Annotated in this window: 24 protein-coding genes and 1 tRNA gene; 11 read left to right on the top strand and 14 right to left on the bottom strand. The window is 70.3% G+C overall.

Translation table 11 applies throughout. From position 1 onward, the window contains the following. Positions 1 to 77: 77 nt before the first annotated feature. The 9 genes from ABZ459_RS04215 to ABZ459_RS04175 form a co-directional block, all read right to left on the bottom strand. Positions 78 to 1,502 (bottom strand): carboxyl transferase domain-containing protein, encoded by a 1,425-nt coding sequence (locus ABZ459_RS04215; protein ID WP_357965605.1) that lies wholly within the window; start codon positions 1,500 to 1,502, stop codon positions 78 to 80. Next, positions 1,502 to 2,734: a beta-ketoacyl-ACP synthase II gene (fabF, locus tag ABZ459_RS04210; RefSeq protein WP_357965603.1), complete on the bottom strand. Its 1,233-nt coding sequence runs from the start codon at positions 2,732 to 2,734 to the stop codon at positions 1,502 to 1,504. Before fabF ends, ABZ459_RS04215 begins: the two co-directional genes overlap by 1 nt. A 36-nt stretch (positions 2,735 to 2,770) precedes the next feature. Further along, a complete protein-coding gene (locus tag ABZ459_RS04205; protein ID WP_125639869.1) occupies positions 2,771 to 3,010 on the bottom strand; it encodes an acyl carrier protein in 240 nt (79 codons plus the stop codon). Positions 3,011 to 3,090: 80 nt separating this feature from the next. After that, positions 3,091 to 4,044, bottom strand: coding sequence for a beta-ketoacyl-ACP synthase III (locus ABZ459_RS04200; protein ID WP_357965600.1), 954 nt, complete (start codon positions 4,042 to 4,044; stop codon positions 3,091 to 3,093). Next, positions 4,041 to 4,937 (bottom strand): ACP S-malonyltransferase, encoded by an 897-nt coding sequence (locus ABZ459_RS04195; protein ID WP_357965598.1) that lies wholly within the window; start codon positions 4,935 to 4,937, stop codon positions 4,041 to 4,043. Before ABZ459_RS04195 ends, ABZ459_RS04200 begins: the two co-directional genes overlap by 4 nt. A 103-nt stretch (positions 4,938 to 5,040) precedes the next feature. Continuing rightward, positions 5,041 to 6,165: a helix-turn-helix domain-containing protein gene (locus ABZ459_RS04190; RefSeq protein ID WP_357965870.1), complete on the bottom strand. Its 1,125-nt coding sequence runs from the start codon at positions 6,163 to 6,165 to the stop codon at positions 5,041 to 5,043. Between the two features lie 95 nt (positions 6,166 to 6,260). Continuing rightward, positions 6,261 to 6,692, bottom strand: coding sequence for a DUF350 domain-containing protein (locus tag ABZ459_RS04185; RefSeq protein ID WP_357965596.1), 432 nt, complete (start codon positions 6,690 to 6,692; stop codon positions 6,261 to 6,263). Between the two features lie 24 nt (positions 6,693 to 6,716). Beyond that, the gene (locus ABZ459_RS04180; RefSeq protein ID WP_357965593.1) at positions 6,717 to 7,862 is read right to left on the bottom strand and encodes a glutathionylspermidine synthase family protein; all 1,146 of its coding nucleotides are present in this window, start codon (positions 7,860 to 7,862) and stop codon (positions 6,717 to 6,719) included. Between the two features lies 1 nt (position 7,863). Next, a complete protein-coding gene (locus tag ABZ459_RS04175; protein WP_357965590.1) occupies positions 7,864 to 8,265 on the bottom strand; it encodes a hypothetical protein in 402 nt (133 codons plus the stop codon). Between the two features lie 90 nt (positions 8,266 to 8,355). Between ABZ459_RS04175 and ABZ459_RS04170 the strand changes: the two genes are divergently transcribed. The 3 genes from ABZ459_RS04170 to ABZ459_RS04160 all read left to right on the top strand — a co-directional run bounded on the left by ABZ459_RS04170 (position 8,356) and on the right by ABZ459_RS04160 (position 10,629). Next, on the top strand, positions 8,356 to 9,378 hold the full coding sequence (locus ABZ459_RS04170) for a PHP domain-containing protein (RefSeq protein WP_357965587.1): 1,023 nt from the start codon (positions 8,356 to 8,358) through the stop codon (positions 9,376 to 9,378). A gap of 86 nt (positions 9,379 to 9,464) precedes the next feature. Further along, positions 9,465 to 10,193 (top strand): YafY family protein, encoded by a 729-nt coding sequence (locus ABZ459_RS04165; RefSeq protein WP_352357678.1) that lies wholly within the window; start codon positions 9,465 to 9,467, stop codon positions 10,191 to 10,193. Positions 10,194 to 10,266: 73 nt separating this feature from the next. Further along, the gene (locus ABZ459_RS04160; protein ID WP_357965583.1) at positions 10,267 to 10,629 is read left to right on the top strand and encodes a VOC family protein; all 363 of its coding nucleotides are present in this window, start codon (positions 10,267 to 10,269) and stop codon (positions 10,627 to 10,629) included. Between the two features lie 195 nt (positions 10,630 to 10,824). On the opposite strand, the gene ABZ459_RS04155 is transcribed toward ABZ459_RS04160, so the two are convergent. From ABZ459_RS04155 to aceE, 3 genes are all read right to left on the bottom strand, one after another. Further along, the gene (locus ABZ459_RS04155; protein ID WP_357965580.1) at positions 10,825 to 11,571 is read right to left on the bottom strand and encodes a maleylpyruvate isomerase family mycothiol-dependent enzyme; all 747 of its coding nucleotides are present in this window, start codon (positions 11,569 to 11,571) and stop codon (positions 10,825 to 10,827) included. Positions 11,572 to 11,581: 10 nt separating this feature from the next. Further along, positions 11,582 to 13,081: an alpha/beta fold hydrolase gene (locus ABZ459_RS04150; RefSeq protein ID WP_357965577.1), complete on the bottom strand. Its 1,500-nt coding sequence runs from the start codon at positions 13,079 to 13,081 to the stop codon at positions 11,582 to 11,584. A 201-nt stretch (positions 13,082 to 13,282) separates the two neighbouring features. Further along, entirely contained in the window at positions 13,283 to 16,081 is a 2,799-nt protein-coding gene (aceE, locus tag ABZ459_RS04145) for a pyruvate dehydrogenase (acetyl-transferring), homodimeric type (RefSeq protein ID WP_357965575.1), read from the bottom strand. Between the two features lie 959 nt (positions 16,082 to 17,040). Here aceE and ABZ459_RS04140 point away from each other — a divergent pair. The 7 genes from ABZ459_RS04140 to ABZ459_RS04110 all read left to right on the top strand — a co-directional run bounded on the left by ABZ459_RS04140 (position 17,041) and on the right by ABZ459_RS04110 (position 20,341). Beyond that, positions 17,041 to 17,337, top strand: coding sequence for a DUF1918 domain-containing protein (locus ABZ459_RS04140; protein ID WP_357965572.1), 297 nt, complete (start codon positions 17,041 to 17,043; stop codon positions 17,335 to 17,337). Between the two features lie 9 nt (positions 17,338 to 17,346). Beyond that, on the top strand, positions 17,347 to 17,754 hold the full coding sequence (locus tag ABZ459_RS04135) for a secondary thiamine-phosphate synthase enzyme YjbQ (protein ID WP_357965569.1): 408 nt from the start codon (positions 17,347 to 17,349) through the stop codon (positions 17,752 to 17,754). Positions 17,755 to 17,872: 118 nt separating this feature from the next. After that, positions 17,873 to 18,301, top strand: coding sequence for a DUF3052 domain-containing protein (locus ABZ459_RS04130; protein ID WP_352321051.1), 429 nt, complete (start codon positions 17,873 to 17,875; stop codon positions 18,299 to 18,301). A 29-nt stretch (positions 18,302 to 18,330) separates the two neighbouring features. Then, positions 18,331 to 18,792, top strand: coding sequence for a peroxiredoxin (locus ABZ459_RS04125; RefSeq protein WP_357965566.1), 462 nt, complete (start codon positions 18,331 to 18,333; stop codon positions 18,790 to 18,792). Between the two features lie 14 nt (positions 18,793 to 18,806). After that, a complete protein-coding gene (locus ABZ459_RS04120; protein WP_352321053.1) occupies positions 18,807 to 19,136 on the top strand; it encodes a hypothetical protein in 330 nt (109 codons plus the stop codon). Between the two features lie 174 nt (positions 19,137 to 19,310). Further along, positions 19,311 to 20,252, top strand: coding sequence for an ROK family protein (locus ABZ459_RS04115; RefSeq protein WP_357965562.1), 942 nt, complete (start codon positions 19,311 to 19,313; stop codon positions 20,250 to 20,252). Positions 20,253 to 20,269: 17 nt separating this feature from the next. Next, positions 20,270 to 20,341, top strand: a tRNA-Val gene (locus ABZ459_RS04110). Between the two features lie 50 nt (positions 20,342 to 20,391). Here ABZ459_RS04110 and ABZ459_RS04105 read toward each other — a convergent pair. Then, entirely contained in the window at positions 20,392 to 20,517 is a 126-nt protein-coding gene (locus ABZ459_RS04105; protein WP_357965560.1) for a hypothetical protein, read from the bottom strand. Between the two features lie 58 nt (positions 20,518 to 20,575). On the opposite strand from ABZ459_RS04105, the gene ABZ459_RS04100 reads away from it, so the two are divergent. Beyond that, positions 20,576 to 20,719, top strand: coding sequence for a hypothetical protein (locus ABZ459_RS04100; protein WP_357965557.1), 144 nt, complete (start codon positions 20,576 to 20,578; stop codon positions 20,717 to 20,719). Between the two features lie 338 nt (positions 20,720 to 21,057). Here the strand turns inward: ABZ459_RS04100 and ABZ459_RS04095 are convergent, their stop codons facing one another. After that, the gene (locus tag ABZ459_RS04095) at positions 21,058 to 21,561 is read right to left on the bottom strand and encodes a hypothetical protein (protein ID WP_357965554.1); all 504 of its coding nucleotides are present in this window, start codon (positions 21,559 to 21,561) and stop codon (positions 21,058 to 21,060) included. Between the last annotated feature and the right edge of the window lie 37 nt (positions 21,562 to 21,598).

The following is a 21,598-nucleotide window of genomic DNA, read 5'->3' as shown; positions in this document are numbered from 1 at the left end:
CTGAGCCCCCCGGCTTCTCGAACAACGGAAAGGCCCCGCACCGGGTCTCGGTGCGGGGCCTTTCGCGGAACCGACCTCTACAGCGGGATGTTGCCGTGTGCGCCCCTGGCCGGGGTGGCCTGGGCGAGCACCTTGGCGATGGCGCCGCGCGTCTCCGCGGGCTTGATCACCTCGTCGATGACGCCCAGCTCCTGGGCCCGTGCCAGGCCGCCGGCGAGCCTCTCGTGCTCCTCGGCGAGCCGCTGCTCCAGCGCGGGCCGCTCCTCCTCGGGCGCCGCGGCGAGCTCGCGCCGCTTGAGCACGCGCACCGCCGCCACGGCCCCCATGACCGCCACCTGGGTGGTCGGCCAGGCGAACACCTTGGTGGCGCCCAGCGCCCGCGAGTTCATCGCGATGTACGCCCCGCCGTACGCCTTGCGGGTGACCAGCGTGACCCGGGGCACCGACGCCTCGGCGAAGGCGTGCAGCAGCTTGGCGCCGCGCCGGACCACGCCGTCGTGCTCCTGGCCGACGCCCGGCAGGTAACCGGGCACGTCCACGAGGACAACCAATGGCACTCCGAAGGCGTCACACATACGTACGAAGCGAGCGGCTTTCTCGGCGGACGTGGCGTCGAGGCAGCCGCCCAGCCGCAGCGGGTTGTTGGCGACGACGCCGACCGTCCGGCCGCCGAGGCGGCCCAGCGACGTGACGACGTTGGGCGCCCATTTGGCGTGCAGTTCGACGCCGGCCTCGTCGAGCAGGCCGTTGACCAGCGGCTTGACGTCGTACGCCCGGCGCGCGGACTCCGGCAGCAGTGAGGAGAAGTCGACCTCCTCGACCGCGCCGGGCCGCACCCGGCCCTGGTGGCCGAGCAGCGTGGCGAGCCGGCGTGCCTGGAGGTAGGCGTCGGCCTCGGTCTTGGTGACGACGTGCACGACGCCGCTGCGCCTGCTGTGCGGCTCGGGGCCGCCCAGCGCCTCGCTGTCGACGCTCTCGCCGGTGACGCTGCGCACGACGTCGGGGCCGGTCACGAAGATGCGGCCGGTGTCGGCCAGGATCACCAGGTCGGTGAGCGCCGGGCCGTAGGCGGCGCCGCCGGCCGCCGGGCCGACGACCACCGAGATCTGCGGCACGACGCCCGACGCCTTGGTCATGGCCGCGAACACCCGGCCGACGGCGTGCAGCGACTCGACGCCTTCGGCGAGCCGGGCGCCGCCGGAGTGCCAGATGCCGATGACCGGCACCCGCTCGCGGACGGCCACGTCGTAGGCGTGCACGATGTGCTCGCAGCCCTCGCTGCCCATCGCGCCGCCCTGGAAGCGCGCGTCGCTGCAGAAGGCCGCGACGGGCACGCCCTCGATCCTGCCCATGGCGGCCAGGACGCCGCTGTTGTCCTGCGGGGTGATGAGCCGCAGCGAGCCCTCGTCGAGCAGCGCTGCCAGGCGGACGACTGGATCGCGGGGGTCGGCGGGCTCCTGGCCGGAGCCCTCACCCACCACCCGGCTGTCCAGTACGGTCATCAAGCCCCCTTGAAGACGACGGTCACGTTGTGCCCGCCGAACCCGAAGGAGTTGTTGACCGCGGCGATGTCGCCCTGCGGCAGCGAGCGGTTGGCGCCGTGGACGATGTCGACCTCGATGCCGTCGTCGAGGTTGTCGAGGTTGATGGTGGCCGGGACGATCCGCTCCTGCAGCGCCTTGATCGTGAAGACGGACTCGATGCCGCCGGCGCCGCCGAGCAGGTGACCGGTCATGGACTTGGTCGAGGTGACCAGCGGGTGGGTGCCGATGGCCTTGGCCACGGCCTGCACCTCGCCGACGTCGCCCGCCGGGGTGGAGGTGGCGTGCGCGTTGACGTGCTTGACGTCGAGGCCGGTGATCTCGGCGTCGGTCAGCGCCTGCGTCATCGCCATGATGATGCCGCGGCCCTCGGGCTCGGGCTGGGTGATGTGGTGGGCGTCGGCCGAGTAGCCCACGCCGGAGGCGTAGGCGTAGATGCGCGCGCCGCGCGCCTTGGCGTGCTCCTCCGACTCCAGCACCACGATGCCGGCGCCCTCGCCGAGCACGAACCCGTCACGGTCGCGGTCCCACGGCCGGGAGGCGCCCTGCGGGTCGTCGTTGCGGGTGGACATCGCCCGCGCGGCGGCGAAGGCGGCGATGTTGAGGCCGTGGATGGCGGCCTCGGTGCCGCCGGCGACCACCACGTCGGCGCGGCCGAGCCGGATCATGTCCATGGCGTAGCCGATCGCCTCGGCGCCGGAGGCACAGGCGGAGACGGTGGCGTGCACGCCCGCCTGGGCGCCCAGGTCGATGCCGATCCAGGCGGCCGGGCCGTTGGGCATGAGCATCGGCACGGTGAAGGGCGACAGCCGGTTCCAGCCGCGCTCCTTCCACGTGTCGTACGCGGTCAGGGTGGTGGTGATGCCGCCGATGCCGCTGGAGACCACGACGCCCAGCCGCTCGGGAGCCACCTCGGGGGCGCCGGCGTCCTGCCAGGCCTCCCTGGCGGCGACCATGGCGAACTGCTCGCTGCGGTCGAGACGGCGGGCCTCGGGGCGGGGCAGCACCTCGGTGGGGTCGACCGCCGCCGTCCCCGCGAACCGCACGGGGACGGAGTCGATCCACTCCGTGGTGAGGGTCTCCACACCCGACTGACCGGCGAGGAGCGCCGTCCAGGTCGAGGTGACGTCTCCACCGACGGGCGTCGTCGCGCCGAGCCCGGTGACGACGACACGTACCCGGTTCGCACTCACGTTTTCGCGCTCCTTACTGGTCAGAACTGTTGGGCGTCAGGCCTGGATGAAGTTGAGGACGTCCTTGACCGTCTTCAGGTTCTTCAGCTGGTCGTCGGGGATCTCGACGCCGAACTCGTCCTGAGCGGCCACGGCGATCTCGACCATGGACAGGGAGTCGATGTCGAGGTCGTCGACGAAGCTCTTCTCGGGGGTCACCTCGCCGGCCGGAATGCCGGTGATCTCGTTGATGATCTTGCCGAGGCCCGCGAGGATCTCCTGCTCGGTGGCAGCCATGTCGCTATTTCTCCTTCATTTCTGGTTTCTGTACGGCGTCCGCCGTACGAGCTGAGGTACGGCGGGAGCCGTACCGGATCCTACGGAATCTCGATCACTTGGCCCGCATAGGTCAGACCGGCGCCGAAGCCGAGGATGAGCGCGAGGTCGCCTGAGCGGACCTCGCCGCGCTCCAGCATCCGCGAGAGCGCGAGCGGGATGGAGGCCGCCGACGTGTTGCCCGCGGTGACGATGTCGCGGCCGATGACGGCCTTGTCGGCACCGAGCTTGCGCGCGATGGCCTCGATGATGCGCAGGTTGGCCTGGTGGGGGACGAACGCCGCCAGCTCCGAGGGGTCGACCCCGGCGCGGGCGCACGCCTCCAGGGCCACCGGGTGCAGCGCGGTGGCCCAGCGGAAGACCGTCTGGCCCTCCTGGGAGAGGAACTTCGTGCGGTCGGCGATGGAGATGGCCTCGGACTTGTCGCCGGCGCTGCCCCAGACGACCGGGCCGATGCCGGGCGTGTCGGTCGGGCCGACCACGGCGGCGCCGGCGCCGTCGGCGAAGATCACGGCCGTGGACCGGTCGGTCCAGTCGACCCACTGCGACAGCTTCTCCGAGCCGATGACCAGCACGTTCCTGGCGGCGCCGCCGCGGACCGCGGCGCTGGCGGTGGCCAGCGCGTAGCAGAAGCCGGCGCAGGCGGCGTTGACGTCGAAGGCGCCCGGGGACTGGATGCCCAGCCGGTGGGCCACGAGTGCCGCGGCGTTGGGGATCTGGGTCTCCAGCGTGCAGGTGGCCACGATCACCAGGTCGATCTCGTCGGGGGTCAGGCCGCTGGCGGCCAGCGCCTTGCCGCCGGCCTGGACCGCCATGTCCTCGACGGACTCGGTGGCCGAGGCGACCCGGCGCTCCTTGATCCCGACGCGGGACTGGATCCACTCGTCGTTGGTGTCCATGGTCTTGGCCAGGTCGTCGTTGGTGACGACGTTGTCCGGCTGGTAATGGCCGAGGGCCAGAATCCGGGCGCCGGGGGCGATGTCGGGGATCCTCACTTGATCAGCTCCCTGGCCGCGTCGAGGTCGTCGGGTGTCTTCAGCGCCACGGTCTCGACGCCGCGCAGGCCGCGCTTGGCGAGCCCCGTCAGCGTGCCGCCGGGCAGCAGCTCGATCATCTTGGTCACGCCCAGCTCGGCCATCGTCGCCATGCACAGGTCCCAGCGGACGGGGCTGCTGATCTGCGAGATGAGCCGCTGGACGAACTCGGCGCCGGTGGCGGCGGGCCGGCCGTCGGCGTTGGACAGCAGCGTGACCTGCGGGTCGCCGGGCACGACGTTCCAGGCCGCCTCGCGCAGGGCGTCGACGGCGGGGGCCATGTGACCGGTGTGGAACGCGCCGGCCACCTTGAGCGGGATGAGCCTGGCGCGGGCGGGCGCGTCGTCCTTGAAGGCGGCGAGCTGCTCCAGCGTGCCGCCCGCCACGATCTGGCCCGCGCCGTTGATGTTGGCCGGGGTCAGCCCGTGGCGCTCGATCGCGGCCAGCACGTCGGCCTCCACGCCGCCGAGCACGGCGGTCATGCCGGTCTCGGTGACGGCGGCGGCCTTGGCCATGGCCTGGGCGCGCTCGCGGACCAGGCCCAGCGCCTGTTCGGAGGTGAGCACCCCGGCCAGCGCGGCCGCGGCGAACTCGCCCACGCTGTGGCCGGCCAGCAGGTCGGGGGAGGCCCCCAGCGCCTCGGCGGCGGCCAGCGCGGCGGCCACGAGCAGCGGCTGGGCCACGGCGGTGTCGCGGATCTCGTCGGCGTCGGCGGTGGTGCCGTAGGCGACCAGGTCGATCCCGGCGACCTCCGACCACGCACCGAGTCTGTCGGCCAGACCGGGCAACTCGAGCCAGGGGGTCAGGAAGCCTGGGGTTTGGGCGCCTTGGCCCGGAGCGACGAGTACAAGCACAAAAACCACCATGCCCTGTAGAACTTCGACACGCGGATGGAGATCCGTACGAACTTTGTCCCGGGTGTTTTGTAGGAACCCTACAGTGAAGATTTCGGGAATGTTACGTTAGGGCCCGCCATGCCGCGGCGCCTTCGGAAAGCCGGCCCAGGATGAGACCGACCTGCAGCGTGAAGGCCGACCTGCCCTCGGTGGGCTGGTAGCCCGTGAGTTCGGTGATCTTCTTCAGACGGTAGCGGACCGTGTTCGGGTGCACGAACAGCAGCCGGGCCGTCGCCTCCAGGGAGGTGCCCTGTTCGAGGTAGGTGGCCAGCGTATCGAGCAGGGGTGTGCCGGCCAACGGCAGGTAGACGTTCTCGATGAGCTGCTCCCTGGCGTCGGCGTCGCCGTCGAGGGCGCGTTCGGCCAGCAGGTCCTCGGCGTGCACCGGCCTGGGGGCGTCCGGCCAGCCCGCGGACGCCTTCAGCCCGGCCAGCGCGGCCCGCGCCGACCGCGCGGCGGCGTGCAGGTCGGGGACCTCGGGACCGATGACGATCGGGCCCACGCCGAAGCGCGCCACGACCTGCCGGGCCGCGTCGTGGACGCTGTCGGCGCCGCCCACGATCACGATCAGCCGGTCGGCCTGCACGCCGGCCAGCAGGTCCATGCCGATGCGGCGGCCCTTGTCGCGCAGGCCGTCGATGACCGCGCGCGGGTCGTCGTCGGGGGCGTGCCCGGCGATCACGACGACGGGGGAGGAGGTCCAGCCGAGCGCGGCGGCCCAGGAGTGGAGGCCGTCGTCGACCTCGCCGCGCACCAGCGCGTCGACGATCAGCGCCTCCAGCCTGGCGTCCCAGGAGCCGCGGGCCTCGGCCTCGCGGGCGTAGACGTGCGCGGCGGCGAAGGCCACGTCGCGGGTGTAGCGGAGCATGGCCTGCTGGAGCTGGTCCTCGCCGCCCGGCGCGGCCAGCTCGTCGGTCTGGGCCTCGACCACCTCGACCACGACCCTGACGATGTCGACCGTCTGCTGGAGCGAGATCGAGCGCTTGAGCTCGCGCGGGGCCGTGCCGAAGAACTCGATGCTGGGCGTCGGCCGGTTCTCGCCGGCGTGCTGGAACCACTCCACGAACGCGGCGATGCCGGCCTGGGCCACCAGGCCCACCCACGAGCGGTCCTCGGCGCTGAGCGCGCGGAACCAGGGGAGCTGGTCGTCCATGCGGGCCATCGCCGCCGTGCCGAGCGCGCCCATGGCGCGCTCGAGCCTTCGCGTGGTGTCCTCCCGGGTCCGGTCTGTCACGCCTCCTAGAGTGCCAGGTCGGTTCCGATGACCGGAACGGTGGTGTTTCAGATGACCGCAACCGCCGTGATCAGGCCGATCGCCACGTGGGTGACCGCCAGCAGGCGCGCGCCGGGCTGCAGCTCCGGCTCCTTCACCAGCTCGCGTACGGAGATCCCGACGACCTTGTCGAACACCAGCATCGCCACCGTCTGCACCACGATGCCGACCAGCCCGAACACGGCCGTGCCCGCGAGCCCCTCGGCCAGCCGGCCGCCGGAGGACCAGATGGACGCGGCCACGATGAGCCCGATCGCCGCCAGCGCGGACGTGGTGAGCAGCGTGGCGTTGGCGTTGCGCTCGGTGCGGATGATCTCGCTCAGCTTGCCGGGCGTGGCCCAGTCGATCACGTAGAAGCCGACGATCAGGAGGATCACGCCGACGGCGGCGTACGCGGCGATCGCGCCGGCGCCGCGGGCCAGGACTTCGAGAAGGGTCACGTCATTTCCAATCACGGGGGTGCTTCAGATCGCGATGCGATGAGGGACGAAGGAGGAGGTGTCGTCGGTGATCAGGCCGGTGGTCTCCCTGATGCCGAGCCCGGCGGCCTCGTCGGCGACCATCCAGGCCCCGAGCACCGGCCGCTGGCCCTCGAAGGCGGGCAGGGCCTCGAACCCCTGGAAGACGTAGCCTTCCCGGCCGTAACGGCCCGGGGTCTCCTGGGTGCCCTCGGGGGTGACGATGCGCATCGAGGCGCCCTCCCTGCCCAGCAGCGGCTTGGCGATGTAGGAGGTCAGCTCGCGCGGCCCGTCGAGGTAGGCGGGCAGCAGGTTGGGATGGCCGGGGTAGAGCTCCCACAACACGGCGAGCAGTGCCTTGTTCGACAGCAGCGCCTTCCACAGCGGCTCGATCCAGGTGGAGTGGCGCACCGCGTGCCGGCCGAAGTCGTCGGCGAGCATCCACTCCCAGGGGTAGAGCTTGAACGCCGAGCGGATCATCTCGTCCCCGGCGTCGACGAAACGGCGGTTGAGCTCGTCCCAGCCGATGTCCTCCATGGCGACGGCGACCGTCCGCCGGCCCGCCTGCTCGGCGGTCTCCTGCAGGTAGGCGACCGTCATGGCCTCCTCGCCCGTCTCGTCGGCGTTGGTGAAGGCGAAGTGCGTGGGGCCGGGCGGCAGCGGCAGCTCGCGCCAGCGCTCGATGAGCCGCTCGTGCAGGGAGTTCCACTGGTCGTCGCCGGGGTGGGCGTCCTGCAGCCAGAACCACTGGATCACCGACGACTCCACCAGCGACGTCGGCGTGTCGGCGTTGTACTCCAGCAGCCGGGCCGGGCAGGTGCCGTCGTAGCGCAGGTCGAAGCGGCCGTAGAGGTGGGGGTCGCGGCGCTCCCAGGAGCGGGCCACGGCGTCCCTGGCCCATTCGGGGACGGCGAAGTCGGCGTAGCGGCCGGTGGAGACGACGTGCTCGACGGCCCGCAGGCACATGCCGTGCAGCTCCTCGACCTGCTCCTCCAGCGACTCCACCTCCTCCAGGGACAGCACGTAGTGCACCGACTCGTCCCAGTAGGGCCTACTCAGGCCCTCGGGGTGGGCCGCCCGGTGGTAGGCCAGGCCCTGACTCTCGATCGTCCTCTCCCAGCCGGGCCGGGCGATGCCATGCTCGCGGCGCACGTCAGCTCCCGCCGCCCCAGCTGTTGCCGAAGCCGCCGCGCTGGATCGACTTGCCGTTGCGGCTGGAGATGTTCACGTCGGACGGCCGGTACGTGGTGCCGCCCTGCATGCGGTTGCCGACCCGGTGGCCGCCGTAGTACCACATGTAGGCGCCGCGCGAACCGGCGTAGTAGTGGGACCCGCCGCCGCTGCCGCCGTCGTCGTCGCAGTAGTCGTCGTCGACGACCTCGTACGTGCCGTCCTCCAGCTGCACCACGCAGTCGGCGGTGACGTCGTCGTCGTCCTGGGTCGCGGCGCAGTAGCCCACCAGCATCACCGACAGGACCCCGAGAATGGTCAGTGGTACGGCCTTGGACGATTTGCGCGGGGGTGGGGGGGCCGGCTTGCGCGGCGGGTGTGCCATCTAGCTCCTGCTTTCCTGGGCGAATCAGCCTATCGGTGCGCTTCGCCCCCGTTCAATGCCGGTGGTCGTCGGCTCGGGTATGAATGACTCATGGAACCGGTCCAGGCCCTGCGCGAGATCGCCTTTCTGCTCGAACGCGCAGGTGAGCCCACCTATCGGGTCCGCGCGTTCCGCCGCGCGGCCGCGGTCGTGGACGACCTGCCGGAAGGCGAGCTCGCGCGGCTGGCCGGAGCCGGCGGGCTGGGCGACCTCCCCGGCATCGGCAAGGTCACCGCCCTCGTGATCAACGAAGCGCTCGACGGTCAGGTTCCGACGTATTTGCGTAGGTTGCGGGCCACCGAGGGCGTCGAGCTCGACGCCGAGACCGCGGCCCTGCGCGAGGCGCTGAAGGGCGACCTGCACAGCCACTCCGACTGGTCCGACGGCGGCTCGCCGATCGAGGAGATGGCCGAGGCCGCCAGAGGGCTCGGGCACGAGTACTGGGCGCTGACCGACCACTCGCCGCGCCTGACCGTGGCCAAGGGATTGTCGGCCGAGCGGCTGGAGCGGCAGCTCGACGTGGTGGCCGGGCTCAACGAACGGCTGGCGCCCTTCCGGATCCTGACCGGCATCGAGGTCGACGTCCACCTCGACGGCTCGCTCGACCAGGACCCGGCCCTGCTCGCCCGGCTCGACGTGGTGGTGGCCAGCGTCCACTCCAAGCTGCGTATGGACCGCGAGGAGATGACCCGCCGCATGGTCACCGCCGTCGCGAACCCCCTGGTCGACGTTCTCGGCCACTGCACGGGGCGGGTCGTGCGGGCGGGCGGCGAGCGCGGGGTCAAGAGGCCGGAGTCGGAGTTCGACGCCGAGCTGGTCTTCGAGGCGTGCCGGCGGTTCGGGGTGGCCGTGGAGATCAACTCCAGGCCCGACCGGCTCGACCCGCCCAAGCGGCTCATGCGGCTGGCGTACGAGACGGGGTGCGTGTTCTCGATCGACTCCGACGCGCACGCGCCCGGGCAGCTCGACTGGCTGCGCTTCGGCTGCGAGCGGGCGGCCCGCTGCGGGATCGAGGCCGCGCGGATCGTCAACACCTGGCCCCTGGACCGGCTGCTGGAGTGGACGGCGGGGTGAGCCCTGGGTGGCGGCGGAGCCAGGTCGTTGTCGCGGGGGCCGCGCGGGGCCGGTGATTGTCGGTGGCGGCGCGTAGCGTTCCGGCTGTGAACCGTACCGACCGGCTCTATGCGCTCGTCGAGGACCTGCGCGCCATCGCGCCACGCTGCCGCTCCGCCCGCGAGCTCGCCGAGCGGTTCGAGGTCAGCGTGCGCACCATCGAGCGCGACATCACCGCGTTGCAGGGGTCCGGGGTGCCGATCTACGCCGAGCCCGGTCGCAGGGGCGGCTACGCCCTCGACAAGAAGATGTCGCTGCCTCCGCTCAACTTCACCCCGGCCGAGGCGGTGGCCATCGCGGTGGCGCTCAGCCAGGCCGGCGACCAGCCGTTCGGCCGCCAGGCCCGCAGCGCGTTACGCAAGGTGGTCTCGGCCATGCCGGGGCCCGAGGGCGACCTGGCCAGGGAGCTGGCGCGGCGGGTGCAGCTCGTCAGCGAGCCGCCCGAGCCCGGCTCCCCGAGCCGGCCGCTCGGCGCCGAGGGCATCTCCAGGGCCATCGAGGAGGCGCTGCTGCGGCGGCGCGTGCTCAGGCTCGACTACGCCGACGCCAAGGGCGCGCTCACCTCGCGCGACGTCGAGCCGGGGGTGTTCCTGGGCGGGCGCGGCGGTTTCTGGTACCTCGTGGCGTGGTGCCGGCTGCGGGAGGACGTCCGGGTCTTCCGGCTCGACCGCATCGCCGCGGCCGTCGTCACCGTCGAGCGCTGCCCGGAGCGGCCGCTCGAAGGGTTCGCCCCCGACGTGCCGGAGATGGTCGTCCGCGGAACCATGCTCGATTAATCATGCGAAAACACCGACATAGGGTTGTCGCCATAGCGATACATCGTTGTCTTGTTCGAAAGACGAGGAGACGATGATGGACAACACGGTGACCTGGTTCGAGATCGCCACCGACGACCCCGAAGGCGCCGAACGTTTCTACGGCGAGCTGTTCGGCTGGTCGTTCAGCCGCGACGACGACGGCCCGGTCGACTACCGCATGATCGGCTACCCGGGCGGCGAGCGGCCCGGCGGCGGGCTGTTCAACACCAAGGGCGACTTCCCCGCCCACGCGGTGTTCCACGTGCAGGTCGCCGACGTCGAGGCCGCGTGCGCCAAGAGTGAGTCGCTCGGCGGCAAGGTCGAGATGAAGGTGATCGACGACGGCGCCGGCACCGACTTCGCCTATCTGCGTGACGTCTCGGGGAGCCTGTTCGGAGTCTTCCACCGCAGGTGAGCCCTCCGGCGGCCGACGCCGCCGGAGCTCGCGGGACGTTGCCGCGATCGCGCCCCCGGGGAAGCACCTTCCCCGCCGAACCGGGGCCGCGCGACGGGGGCCGTCCCGCCTGGGAGCGGTTCACCCGCCCTGGACACGCCGCCGATCGCCGAGCGGCGGCGCGTCCAGGGCCCCTTCCCCGGCAGGGGGTTCGCATCAGAAGGCGGCGGCCGCCAGCCAGCGGGTCAGCAGGTCGTGGTCGCCGAAGACGGCCGGCGAGCGCGGGGGCCGCCGACCGTAGAGCAGCAGGAGCAGTTCGCTCGCCGGGCCGCGCACGGCGACGTCGCCCTTGGTGTGGCCGCGTTGGCAGCTGACCGCCCCGTCGGCGCCCTGCGTGATGGTCCACTCGCCGTCGAGATCGCTCGCGTGGAGGTGGATCGTGGCCCCTTCCGCGCCGAGCCCGGCCAGCGACCTGGTCACCCAGGACGCGTACGGCAGGTTGTGCAGGAACTCCTCGATGCCGTCCACGGCGGTCGCCGCCGGGATCTCCGGGTCGAGGCCGAGTGCGAGCTCGGCGTCGACCCGGTGGATCACCAGCTCGAAGAGCATCCTGGGCGCCCACCATCGGGCCCGCAGGTCCGGGCCCCACGTCCACACCGCGAGGTCCGGGTCGGTGGTGCGCAGCACGTCCAGGAGGTCGGCGGCGCCCTCCATGAGCCAGGCGGCGTCGCCGTTCGCGCCCTCGGCCAGGCCGCTGGGCACCTGCCGCGACCAGACGCGCTCCTGGACCTGGTTGCGCAGCACGTAGGTGGCCCAGCGATGGGTCCGGCCGACGTGCGTGACGAGGTCGCCGAACGTCCATCCCGGGCACGTCGGCACCGGGACGGACAGGTCGGTCGTCAGCGCCGCCAGCCGCGCGGCCTCGCCCTCGATCCGGGCGACGAAGGTGTCGTTGTCGGTCACCCGTCACACACTAGGCCGCCGGGCAGGTCGCGCCCTTGGCGGGCAGCTTGCCCTCCACCAGGTACGCGTCCACCAGCCCCTGCACGCACTTGCTGCCCGACAGGTACGCCCCGTGCCCCTCGCCCTCGTACGTCACCAGCCGCGCGGTCCTGAGCTGGGCCGTCAGCCGCGGCGCCCACTGGTACGGCGTGGCGGGGTCGCCCTTGCCGCCCACGACCAGGATCGGCGCCGACCCGGTGGCGTTGACGTGCCGCGCCTGGTTGCTGCCCTTGGCCGGCCACACCCGGCACAACCCGCCCGAGCCCTCGCTGCCGAACAGCGGCGAGATCCGCAGCGCCGCCGCCTCGGTGCGCCGCAGCTCGGCCTCGCTGGGCCGCTCGGCGGTGTCCACGCAGGTGATGGCCGGGAAGCTGGTCATCTGCGTGGAGTAGGTGCCGTCCTCCGAGCGTCCGGTGTAGGAGTCGGCCAGGTACATCAGCGCCTCGCCGTGGCCCTTCAGCGCCTCGCCGAGCGCCTTCTCCAGGAACGGCCAGGTCAGCTCGGAGTACAGGGCGGCGGCCACGCCGGTGGAGGCCAGGCCCTGGGTCAGCTTCCGGCCGTCCACCTGCAGCGGCTTGGTGGTGAGCCGGTTCATCAGGTTCTCGACGTTGGCGTTCGCGGTGGTCACGTCCTTGCCGACCTCGCAGCCGCCCTTGACACAGCTGCGCAGGAAGCTCTCGTACGCCTGCTGGAAGCCGCGGGTCTGGGTCAGCGTGCGCTGCTCGAAGGTGACCGTCGGGTCGAGCGGCGCGTCGAGCAGCATGCGGCCCACGTTCTTCGGGAACTGGGTGGCGTAGACGGCGCCGAGCTGGGTGCCGTACGACATGCCGACGTAGTTGAGCTTGGGGTCGCCGACGGCGGCGCGGATGCGGTCCATGTCACGGGCGGCGTTCACGGTGCCGACGTAGGGGAGGACCTTGCCGGAGTGCTGCTGGCAGAGCTGGGCGAACTCCTTGTTGGCGTCCAGGCTCTCCTGGTGGGTCTGCGCGTTGGTGGGCAGCGTGTCCAGGGAGACGAACCGGTCCATCTGCGCGCTGTCGCCGCAGCGTACGCCCGCGCTGCGCTCGACGCCGCGCGGGTCGAAGCTGACCAGGTCGTAGTGGGCGCGCAGCGAGGTGAGCGCCTTGGCGGCCTGGTCGAGGGTGTCCACGCCGGAGGCGCCGGGCCCGCCGAAGTTGAACACCATCGAGCCGAGCCGCTTCTTCGGATCGGTGGCCGCCAGCTTGATGAGCGCCAGCTCCAGCTTGTCGCCGTCGGGCCGGGAGTAGTCGAGGGGCACCGCCAGCTTCCCGCAGCGCACCGAGGCGTCCTGCTGGGCCGGTGGCTCGCCGTCCGGGCGCTTGATGTCGGTGCACGGCCCCCACGCGATCTGGTCGGTGTCGGCGGCGGGCCCGTCGGTGGCGGGCTCCGCGGGTGCACTCGCGCAGCCCGCGGCCGTCACGAGCAGGGCGGCGGCTAGGACGCGTCGCATACGTACATTCCCCTTCGTGTCTTCGGGGGAAGTAGTGCCCACGATACGGGACCTCGCGTCGAACCTGGGTGAGGCGGCCCTGGGTGAGGCGGCACGTACCCCTCCTGGACGTGCCGCCTCATCCGTCGAACGGAGCGGAGGCCCCGGACATGACGGCGCTCCCGCGAGAAACAGTTCGCGGGAGCGCCCCTTCCGGATGACTCAGACGCCCATCGACTGGGTGTCGTTGCTCTCCGCGCCGCCGGCTTCGGTGACGCCGTTCTTCAGGTGGTAGCGGGCGATGGCCTCGCGCAGCACCTCGCCGTCGAGCTCGCCCCGCTTGACCAGCCGGGTGAGCACGGCCAGCGTGATCGAGGCGGCGTCCACGTGGAAGTGGCGACGCAGCGCCGAGCGGGTGTCGGACAGGCCGAACCCGTCGGTGCCCAGCGAGGACCAGTCACCCGGCACCCACTGCGCGATCTGGTCCTGGACCGCCTTCATGTAGTCGCTGACGCCCACGAACGGGCCGCTGGCCTGCGAGAGCGCCTGCGTCACGTACGGGACGCGCTGCTCGGCGTCGGGGTTGAGCAGGTTGTGCTCCTCGCACGCCAGCGCGTCGCGCCGCAGCTCGGACCACGACGTCGCCGACCACACGTCGGCGGACACGCCCCACTCCTCGGCCAGCAGGCGCTGGGCTTCCATGGCCCACGGACCCGCCACGCCGGAGGACAGGATGTTGGCCTTCGGGCCCTGCGTCTGCGGACCCTCGGCGAACTTGTACAGGCCCTTGAGCAGGCCCTCGACGTCGAGGTTGGCCGGCTGCGCGGGCTGCAGGTAGGGCTCGTTGTAGACGGTCAGGTAGTAGAAGACGTCTTCGGGCTGCTCGCCGTACATGCGGCGCAGGCCGTCCTTGACGATGTGGGCGACCTCGAAGGCCCAGGACGGGTCGTAGGAGACCGCGGCCGGGTTCGTCGAGGCGATGAGCGGCGTGTGGCCGTCTTCGTGCTGCAGGCCCTCGCCGTTGAGCGTGGTGCGGCCGGCGGTGGCGCCGAGCAGGAAGCCGCGGCCCATCTGGTCGCCCATCTGCCACATCTGGTCGCCGGTGCGCTGCCACCCGAACATCGAGTAGAAGATGTAGACCGGGATCATGTGCTCGCCGTGCGTGGCGTAGGAGGTGCCGGCCGCGATGGTCGAGGCCATCGAGCCCGACTCGCTGATGCCCTCGTGCAGGATCTGCCCCTGCACGGCCTCCTTGTACGACAGCAGCAGCTCCCTGTCGACCGCCTCGTACGTCTGCCCGTGGGGCGAGTAGATCTTGGCCGTCGGGAACATGGCGTCGAGACCGAACGTGCGGGCCTCGTCGGGGATGATCGGCACGAACCGGTGGCCGATCTCCTTGTCGCGCATGAGGTCCTTCAGCAGGCGCACGAACGCCATGGTGGTGGCGACCTGCTGCTTGCCCGAGCCCTTGCGGAACTGGCTGTAGACGTCGTCGCCGGGCAGCTTGACCGGCTTGGCGCGCATGACCCGCTTGGGCAGCACACCGCCGAGCGCCGCGCGGCGCTCCTTCATGTACTGGATCTCGGGGTCGTTCTCGCCCGGGTGGAAGTACGGGGGCAGCTCGCCCTCCAGGGCCGAGTCCGGGATCGGCAGGTAGAGCCGGTCGCGGAACTCCTTCAGCTCGGCCTTGGTGAGCTTCTTCATCTGGTGGGTGGCGTTGCGCGCCTCGAAGTCCTTGCCCAGCGTCCAGCCCTTGATGGTCTGGGCGAGGATCACCGTCGGCTGGCCGACGTGCTCACGGGCCGCCTTGAAGGCCGCGTAGACCTTGCGGTAGTCGTGGCCGCCGCGCGACAGCTTGCGGATGTCGTCGTCGGACAGGTGCTCGGCCATCTTGCGCAGGCGCGGGTCGCCGCCGAAGAAGTGGTCGCGGATGTAGCCGCCGGTCTCGACCGAGTAGGTCTGGAACTGGCCGTCGGGCGTGGTGTTCATCTGGTTGACCAGCACGCCGTCGACGTCGGCCGCGAGCAGCGGGTCCCAGTCGCGGCCCCACACGACCTTGATCACGTTCCAGCCGGCGCCGCGGAAGTACGACTCCAGCTCCTGGATGATCTTGCCGTTGCCGCGTACCGGGCCGTCGAGCCGCTGCAGGTTGCAGTTGATGACGAACGTGAGGTTGTCCAGCTCCTCGCGGGCGGCCAGGCCGATCGCGCCGAGCGACTCGGGCTCGTCCATCTCGCCGTCGCCGAGGAAGGCCCACACGTGGCTGCGCGAGGTGTCCTTGAGCTGGCGGTTGAGCAGGTAGCGGTTGAACCGCGCCTGGTAGATCGCGCCGATCGGGCCGAGGCCCATGGAGACCGTCGGGAACTCCCAGAAGTCGGGCATGAGCCGCGGGTGCGGGTAGGAGGGCAGGCCGTGGAAGCCGTGCGACAGCTCCTGCCGGAACGCGTCGAGCTGGGCCTCGTTGAGGCGGCCCTCCAGGAAGGCGCGGGCGTAGATGCCCGGCGCGGCGTGGCCCTGGAAGAACACCTGGTCGCCCGACTCGCCGTGGTCCTTGCCGCGGAAGAAGTGGTTGAAGCCCACCTCGTAGAGCGAGGCCGCCGAGGCGTAGGTGGCGATGTGACCGCCCACGTTCGTACGGGCGTTGGCCCGCGACACCATGACCGCGGCGTTCCACCGGATGTAGGCGCGGATGCGCCGCTCGACGTGCTCGTCGCCCGGGAACCAGGGCTCGCGCTCCGGCGGGATCGTGTTGATGTAGTCGGTGCTGCGCAGGCCCGGCACGCCGACCTGGTGCTCGCGGGCCCGTTCCAGCATGCGGAGCATGAGGTAGCGGGCTCTGGTGCGGCCTTCGGTCTTGACGACATTGTCGAGAGACTCGAGCCACTCGTTGGTCTCACTGGGGTCGACATCAGGCAGCTGGCTGGGTAGGCCGTCGCTGATGATCGAGAATCGCTGGCGTCCGGAAGCCACTGGGTCTCGCCTTCCGAGAATGACTGAAGTCTGGTCTGGGTCGCTTTCCATCCTGGTCGCTAGTCGTAGAAAACGCATCTCTACTGACGGGTAACCAGAGCGTCCCTGCTGGCAGGGCCATGTTGGTGGCCTAGACCACCGATGGTAGGACGAATCGCCACCAAAGGTTACATCGGTGGAGCAATTTAACAAGACTAGAAAACGGACGAAATTTCCCCCCAATCCTAGGGGGCTGGCCCGGTGGGTCGGCCTCCGCCCTCACCCCTCCCCCGAACGGGGCGGTCCTCACCCGGCGGGGGCGGCCGCGCCGCGCCGCGCGAGTCTAGCCACCCACTTTCCGGTGGAGCCCGGCGGGGCGGCGTCCGCCGGGAGGGCGGCACACGCACACCTCTTCTCCTTGCTTCTGTACGCGCTCCGGAACCGCCGCACGGGCCTTCACGGAATGCGGCCGGTTCCAGGGGAGGGCTCGGGGGAAGCCCTCCGAGTTCTCCTGGAGCTGTACGCCTGCGACAGGGCGCATCCGATACGGGCCGCCCCTGAGACGGGCTGCCTGAGACCGGCTGCCTGAGACCGGCCGCACCCGAGACGGGCCGCCCCTCAGACGGGTCGCACACCCGCGCCCGCCGCCCGAAGTGTCCGCACGGTGGCCCCCCGGGGAGCGCAGGGAGCCGTGGGGCCCGTCGCGGAGCCGGGCGGCTTCCTGCCCACAGGAAGCTATGTCCGGCTCCTGGGCGTCTGCTCTCCTTGTGTCTCTTGTCGAGTCGGCCCTCCACCGCGCATCCAGCCGCTGTCTCTGCTCGCGGCCCATCTGGCCATGCCGGATGCGATCTCGTTCCGGCCCGCACATACGGCTCTCGGCCGGGCCGCTGCCGAAATGAGGCCATATCGGAACCATCAGGCGACAGAGCCGGACGCGACCCCGCCGTCCAGGCTCTGACCAGCGACAACGCCCTGATGGTCAGGTGATCCGACGACCACGGTCCGGCCGTGACGGCCGAAACGCCGCGCCCGTGCCGCGTAACGTTTCGGTCATCATTTTCGGCCCCCATGAATACCGGGCAAAAAAACGCCATCCTTGGGATCCGCTCTTTTCCTGGGCCATCCGTCGTACCAATGTGGAAGGTATGAATGCGACGGCAGGAGACCGCCTCCTGATGCACGGCAACACCGTCGGCGAAGGGGATCGGAGCGGCGTCATCACCGAGGTCCACGGCACGGATGGCGGGCCTCCGTACATGGTGCGGTTCGACGACGGCCACACCGGGCTGGTCTTTCCCGGCCCTGATGCGGTCGTTGTGCCTCAGTAGGATTTCCCTGTGAGATCAGAAATCATCTCCGTGGCCACGGGTTCACGTGAGACCGTGCACGACATCACCGCTGAATGCGCTGAATTCGTGCGCGCGCAGGGAAATGACGGCCTGTTGCACGTTTTCGTGCCGCACGCGACCGCGGGCGTGGCGCTGCTGGAGCTCGGCTCCGGCAGCGACGACGACCTGCTCGCCGCGCTGCGAGACCTGCTCCCGGCCGACGACCGCTGGCGTCATGCCCACGGTTCGCGCGGTCACGGCAGGTCACACGTCATGCCCGCGTTGATCCCGCCGTACGCCACGATCCCCGTGCTGGGCGGGAGAATGGCGTTGGGCACATGGCAGTCCGTCGCGCTGGTCGACCTCAATGTCGACAACACGCAACGCCAGGTTCGCCTGTCGTTTTTGTCAGATTGATTCTGGCCGACTACGGCCGTACCCGTGGCGACCGTTGACGACTGAGGGTCACAGCGTGTGGACTGTGCCGAAGCGATAAACCGCATAGAGCGGGGCCACTCAAGCAGGAGGGATAAACGTGAGCGCGACCGCGGGTCAGGCGCAGGGCGAGCGCGGCCTGGCCGAACGACTCGGCCTCAAGCCGGGTCAGGTGGTGCAGGAGATCGGTTGGGACGAGGACGTCGACGACGAGCTTCGCGACTCCATCGAGGACCTGACCGGCAACGAGCTGCTGGACGAGGAGAGTGACGACGTTGTCGACGTGGTGCTGCTGTGGTGGCGCGACGGCGACGGGGACCTCTTCGACGCCCTCAGCGACGCCATGCGAGCACTCGCCGAAGCCGGCCAGATCTGGCTGCTGACTCCCAAGGCCGGGCGCGATGGCCACGTGGAGCCGAGCGACATCGGGGAGGATGCCGCTACCGCGGGTCTCTCGCAGACCAGCAGCATCTCAGCCGCACCGGACTGGTCCGGGACCAGGCTCGTCGCCCCGAAGGGCCGACGTTAGGAAACTCCGAGGCCGGCCGATACGGCAGGATGGTGGCTGTGAACGCACATCCTGCCGAGGTCGGCGCACTGGCTCCGGATTTCGAGCTGCAGGATCAGCACGGCGCCCCGGTGAGACTGTCCATGTTCCGGGGCGAGAAGGTCGTGCTGGTCTTCTATCCGCTTGCCTTCAGCGGGATCTGCGAGGGCGAGCTCACCGCGCTGCGTGACCAGCCTCTCGACGCGCGGGTGCTCGCCGTGTCGGTCGACTCCGTGTTCGCCTTGCGTGCCTGGTCCGATCGGGAAGGTTACGGATTCGCCCTACTCTCCGATTTCTGGCCACATGGACAGGTCGCCCAGGCGTACGGTGTGTTCGATGAGGCGAAGGGGCTCGCACGTCGGGGGACCTTCGTCATCGACGGCGAGGGCGTGATCCGGTGGTCGGTGATCAGTCCGATCTCCTCGGCACGTGACGTCGCCGACTACGTCAAGGCACTCGCCGACATTTCTTGACCTCGGAGGGAACGATGCCCTGCTACCGATGCGGGGCCCGGCAGACCGACCCGGTCCGTGGCGCCAGCCCGTGGCAGCGCGGGGTGCGCAACGAGTCCCAGGTGCTGATCTGCCCGGACTGTCAACGGCTGCACGACCTCGACCTCGACTCCTGCGCCACCTGCGGGTCTACCGCGCTCATCTGCCGGCTGGGGGAGATCGAGTGCCGCGGCTGCGGCGCCGTCCGGCAGGCCCGGGCGCCGAAGGGGTTCGAGGAACAGGGGGCGTACGTGGGGTCGGGTGCTCCGCCGGGGTTGTCGGCGGAGGTCGAGGCGGCGCTGAACCGAGTGCTGGGCAGGGCCTGACCGCCCGGGTGATCTTGAGCCCAAGGCTCTGGCGTCGGGTGGTTGATCGCCAGTTCAGGGCCCTGGTGTGGCCGTCCTGGACCGTGGCGCCGTGCCACCCTTCCAGCTGAGAGATTCTCAAGCGCCTTTTCAGACATTTGCTGACCTGCGCTATCGTCTCCTTTCGTGTCCGCTATGAGTTCGTTCGTCGTCGCGCTCGACGTCGGTGGCACGTCCATGAAGGGCGGCCTGGTCAGCGAGTCCGGTGAGGTGTTGCTGAGCGAGCGGCGCCACACTCCTCGCGCGGAGGGCCCTGAGGCGGTCGTGTCCGCCATTTCAGACTTCATCGGCCACCTGGCCTCCTCCGGCGACGGCGAACCCGCAGGCGTCGGTCTGGCCGTCCCCGGGCTGGTGTCCGCGAACGCGGCTCTCTATGCGGCGAACCTGGGCTGGCGTGACGTCCCCGCCTCGAACTTCACCACCCTGGACATCCCCGTCATGCTGGGCCACGACGTCCGCACGGGCGGGCTGGCCGAGAGCATCCTGGGCGCCGGAAGGGGCGTCTCCGACTTCCTCTTCCTCCCCATCGGCACCGGTATCGCCGGAGCCTCGATCATCAACGGCGACCCGTACGGCGGCTCCTCCGGCTGGGCCGGCGAGATCGGCCACACCCCCGTCTTCCCCGACGGCGAACAGTGCGCGTGCGGCCAGTTCGGCTGCCTGGAGACGTACGCCTCGGCGGCCTCGGTCGGCCGCCGCTACAGTCAGCGCGCGGGCGTGGAGGACGTACGCGCCGAACAGGTGGTCGCCTCGGACGACCCCATCGCCATCGAGGTGTGGGACGAGGCCGTGGAGGCTCTGTCGCTCGCTCTGGCGACGTACACGCTGCTGCTGGACCCCTCGGTGATCGTCCTCGGCGGCGGCCTGGCCGAGGCCGGTCCCGCGCTCTTCGACCCCGTGCGTACCCGCCTGGTCAAGCGCCTGGCCTTCCGGGACGCGCCTCCGCTCGTCCCGGCCGCGCTGGGCGTCGACGCCGGCATGCTGGGCGCCGCCCTGCTGGGCTGGCGCGCCGCCGGCCGCCCCGAACTGGGCCCCGGCTGGACGGTGAATGTGCGATCGGCCCCTCTGGTGTCGTAAGGTTAGTGCCGATCAGGGGGCGGTTAGCTCAGCGGTAGAGCACTCGCCTTACAAGCGAGGGGTCACTGGTTCGAACCCAGTACCGCCCACCTCGTAGAACAGCCCCGTTTCCCATCGCGGAAACGGGGCTGCATGCCATTCACGTGCCATCAGCCGGTGCGGGGCTCCCCTCGATCTTGGTGTTCATGGCGTCGGCGATGTTGCAGTCTGTCTCCGCCGCGCTGTGCTGGTAGATCAGCGCGGTTCGGACGATGTCGTGTCCCACGCGCTGCATGAGATCTTTGAGGCTCGAGCCAGAGCCCGGCGGCGATCGTGTTTCCGGTGTGCCGGAGATCATGGAACTGCAGGCCGGGAAGCCGATCTTCCTGGTGTTGGCGTTCCACTTGGCCGCGCGGCGGAAGTTGCCGCGCCGGAGGATGCCGCCGCGTGCTCCGGTGAAGATCAGCGCGCTGTTTCCGCATCCGTGAACTCGTCGAGATGTTCACAGGCGACTCCTCGTCGGCCACAACCAAGTGCCGCGCGGGTCCAAATCCGGTCCATTGGCCGACAAGGTGTATCAGGGAGCCACAGGTGCGGTGCGCACCCTGAAGAGCTGGAAGATCCTTCGCAAGCTACGCTCCAGCCCCGGTGAGGCTGGCCATCTCTGCAAGGCATCGCCGTCTTTCAGAATCACGGCGTCGCACAGGCCACCCAAGTTGGAAAGGTTCAGTGCCCCAGCTTCGCGAAGCTGGGGCGGAAAAACTTCGGCGAGCCAAGCGTTCGGACGGCCCCGGGAAAGGAGAAGCTCCTTTCCCGGGGCCGTCCGCTAGTTGTAGCGATCGGACAGGATGATCACTTGGCATTTGCCCGCGCCGGCCAGCAGCACTCCCATTTTGCTGTTGCGGAATTCGTCGGGGGCCTTGGCGTACGTTCCGCGGACCGAATATTGGCTCGGCTCTATCCCGAAGGAACGTGCCGCCTCCTCGACCCTGGTCTCGTCATAGAGGTCCCCGTCGTCGTCCTGCCGTTCGAGCCCCTCCTTCTTGAAGAAGGCGGGTCCCTGAGCGCAGTCCACCGAGAAGGCCAGCTCCAGCCAGTAAGGATCGTTGTCCATCCGGGATTTGAACTTTATGCCGGCAGCGGTCTGCGGGAGCGATATCTGATGGTCGCCCAGTACGTTGTCGAATTTGAGAGTGGGCGCTGTGCCGGGGAGTGCGCGTGGATCCGGATTGCGGTCGGTCAGCGGAGGGCCCGACGAGCATGCGCCCAGAGCGCCGACGAGAACCGTGAGCAAGAAAAGCACTCCGAATCTATTCACGACCATATCCACGCGCCGCTCCTTACGCAGGGGCCTCACCATACCATGA

The sequence above is a fragment of the Nonomuraea sp. NPDC005692 genome (genome assembly GCF_040631115.1).
Taxonomy (GTDB): Bacteria; Actinomycetota; Actinomycetes; order Streptosporangiales; family Streptosporangiaceae; genus Nonomuraea.
The sequence above is the reverse complement of the archived record's forward strand: the minus strand, read 5'-3'. Positions and strand labels throughout refer to the sequence as shown.

What these genes read in the sequence shown, in the direction of transcription:
- ABZ459_RS04215 (WP_357965605.1), bottom strand. Translation starts at nt 1,502, where the DNA reads ATGACCGTACTGGACAGCCGGGTGGTGGGTGAGGGCTCCGGCCAGGAG.
- ABZ459_RS04150 (WP_357965577.1), bottom strand. Translation starts at nt 13,081, where the DNA reads ATGCGACGCGTCCTAGCCGCCGCCCTGCTCGTGACGGCCGCGGGCTGC.
- ABZ459_RS04190 (WP_357965870.1), bottom strand. Translation starts at nt 6,165, where the DNA reads ATGGGCGCGCTCGGCACGGCGGCGATGGCCCGCATGGACGACCAGCTC.
- ABZ459_RS04115 (WP_357965562.1), top strand. Translation starts at nt 19,311, where the DNA reads ATGAGTTCGTTCGTCGTCGCGCTCGACGTCGGTGGCACGTCCATGAAG.
- aceE (WP_357965575.1), bottom strand. Translation starts at nt 16,081, where the DNA reads ATGGAAAGCGACCCAGACCAGACTTCAGTCATTCTCGGAAGGCGAGAC.
- ABZ459_RS04160 (WP_357965583.1), top strand. Translation starts at nt 10,267, where the DNA reads ATGATGGACAACACGGTGACCTGGTTCGAGATCGCCACCGACGACCCC.
- ABZ459_RS04120 (WP_352321053.1), top strand. Translation starts at nt 18,807, where the DNA reads ATGCCCTGCTACCGATGCGGGGCCCGGCAGACCGACCCGGTCCGTGGC.
- ABZ459_RS04125 (WP_357965566.1), top strand. Translation starts at nt 18,331, where the DNA reads ATGGTGGCTGTGAACGCACATCCTGCCGAGGTCGGCGCACTGGCTCCG.
- ABZ459_RS04170 (WP_357965587.1), top strand. Translation starts at nt 8,356, where the DNA reads ATGGAACCGGTCCAGGCCCTGCGCGAGATCGCCTTTCTGCTCGAACGC.
- ABZ459_RS04205 (WP_125639869.1), bottom strand. Translation starts at nt 3,010, where the DNA reads ATGGCTGCCACCGAGCAGGAGATCCTCGCGGGCCTCGGCAAGATCATC.
- ABZ459_RS04175 (WP_357965590.1), bottom strand. Translation starts at nt 8,265, where the DNA reads ATGGCACACCCGCCGCGCAAGCCGGCCCCCCCACCCCCGCGCAAATCG.